This is a genomic window from Parabacteroides sp. AF18-52 (assembly GCF_003479145.1).
Classification (GTDB): domain Bacteria; phylum Bacteroidota; class Bacteroidia; order Bacteroidales; family Tannerellaceae; genus Parabacteroides; species Parabacteroides faecis.
The window spans coordinates 1-1496 of sequence record NZ_QUGR01000042.1 but is presented as its reverse complement, the minus strand read 5'-3'; the positions used below and the strand labels follow the sequence as shown (position 1 = coordinate 1496).

The 1496-nt window shown below is 44.7% G+C and carries 2 protein-coding genes; both read left to right on the top strand.

The features are described from left to right. The first annotated feature begins 305 nt into the window (after positions 1 to 305). The gene (locus DWX23_RS24730; RefSeq protein ID WP_004291474.1) at positions 306 to 728 is read left to right on the top strand and encodes a dihydrofolate reductase family protein; all 423 of its coding nucleotides are present in this window, start codon (positions 306 to 308) and stop codon (positions 726 to 728) included. Between the two features lie 238 nt (positions 729 to 966). After that, a partial coding sequence (locus DWX23_RS24725) for an RteC domain-containing protein (protein ID WP_119958636.1) occupies positions 967 to 1496 on the top strand: 530 nt, incomplete at its 3' end.

Genomic DNA, 1496 nt, shown 5'->3' with positions numbered 1-1496 from the left:
TTAAATATAAATTCAAGCAATCATAGCCCGTAATTCACTGAATTTGGCTATCTTTGCATAACATTTGAGAAAAACGGCGATTGGCAGGAGCTTTTCGCCGCCAACATATAGGATAAGACCGCAAGGCGTTTCAAGCGAAAATCTGGTAAATTGGAACTACGGAGACGATTGCGTGATGCTTATGCTATGCTTACGCATAGCGTGCATTCACGTACTCTCCGTAAAGGCTTTACCAGAGCCATCGCTTGAAGGTAGTGTGAATTGCACGCTACTTTTTTACCCTTGCCTAACGAAAGGAAACGATTATGGGTAAAGTTCAGATTCTCGCCGTACTGACGATGGACGGATGTCTTTCTTCAGAGTTATATGATAAAGCACATCAGGATTTGTGCCTTGACCGTTGCGGTCTTGATGAAATCAGGAAGAAAGCCTTTTACCGTGTGACACCGGACTATTCCATTTCAATGCTGCACGAATGGAGAAAAGACTGCACAAACATCCGTTACCTCGCGGAAGCCACACCGGACACGGCAGACTATATAAACGGACTGCTGCGGATGCACGCTGTGGATGAAATCATACTATACACCGTTCCTTTCATATCCGGAAGCGGACGACATTTTTTTAAGTCGGCTCTGCCAGAGCAACACTGGACGCTTTCCTCTTTGAAAAGCTATCCCAACGGTGTATGTCGCATTATCTATATCCTTGATAAAAAAGCAAGATAGCCAAAATGTGCGGCAAGCATACATTTCTATTTTCAGGAATAGAATAAATGTTCCGATTACAAACAATTTAAGTCGGAGATAATTTGTCCTTGTGAAAAAATACTGAATTTTATACCTCTGAAATCCAGCACTTTGTAAAATTGAGTGTTGGATTTTTTATTTTCTGCCGCGTTTTTTGCCAATTATATTCATGTGCGCACGCAGAAAACAAAGTGTAATTTTCAAAATTGACAGAACCATGAATTATTTCTTGCTGGCGGAAACCGACTTTTTCCGCCTGATAAACGAAGCCGGCGACTGCAATATGGAAACGGCATACACGGCTTTCGCCACCCAAGTGATCGAACTGTGCAACGGCGGCATGGACATGAACCTTACCGTCATCGCGCTTGCCTACATCGAAATCGAGTTGCAGCACCATCCCGTACGTAATCTGTCAGAAGAAAAAAGAGAGATTGCCGCCTACGTCAGCAAGGCTCTGTCTTTCGTAAGAAAGATGCAGAAATTCCTTGCCACGCCCCAAGTGCCACCACTAATATCCGCCAACAACGCAACAGAAACCACCGCCAGCCTTCTTCAATGGACGGGCAATGCCATCGACCTCGTGGAACTTATCTACGGCATAGACGTGATGGGCTGCATCAACAACGGCAATATGCCGCTCAAACAGCTCGCCCCACTTCTCTATAAGATATTCGGGGTTGATTCTAAAGACTGCTACCGCTTCTACACTGATATCAAACGCCGGAAGAACGAAAGCCGCACCTA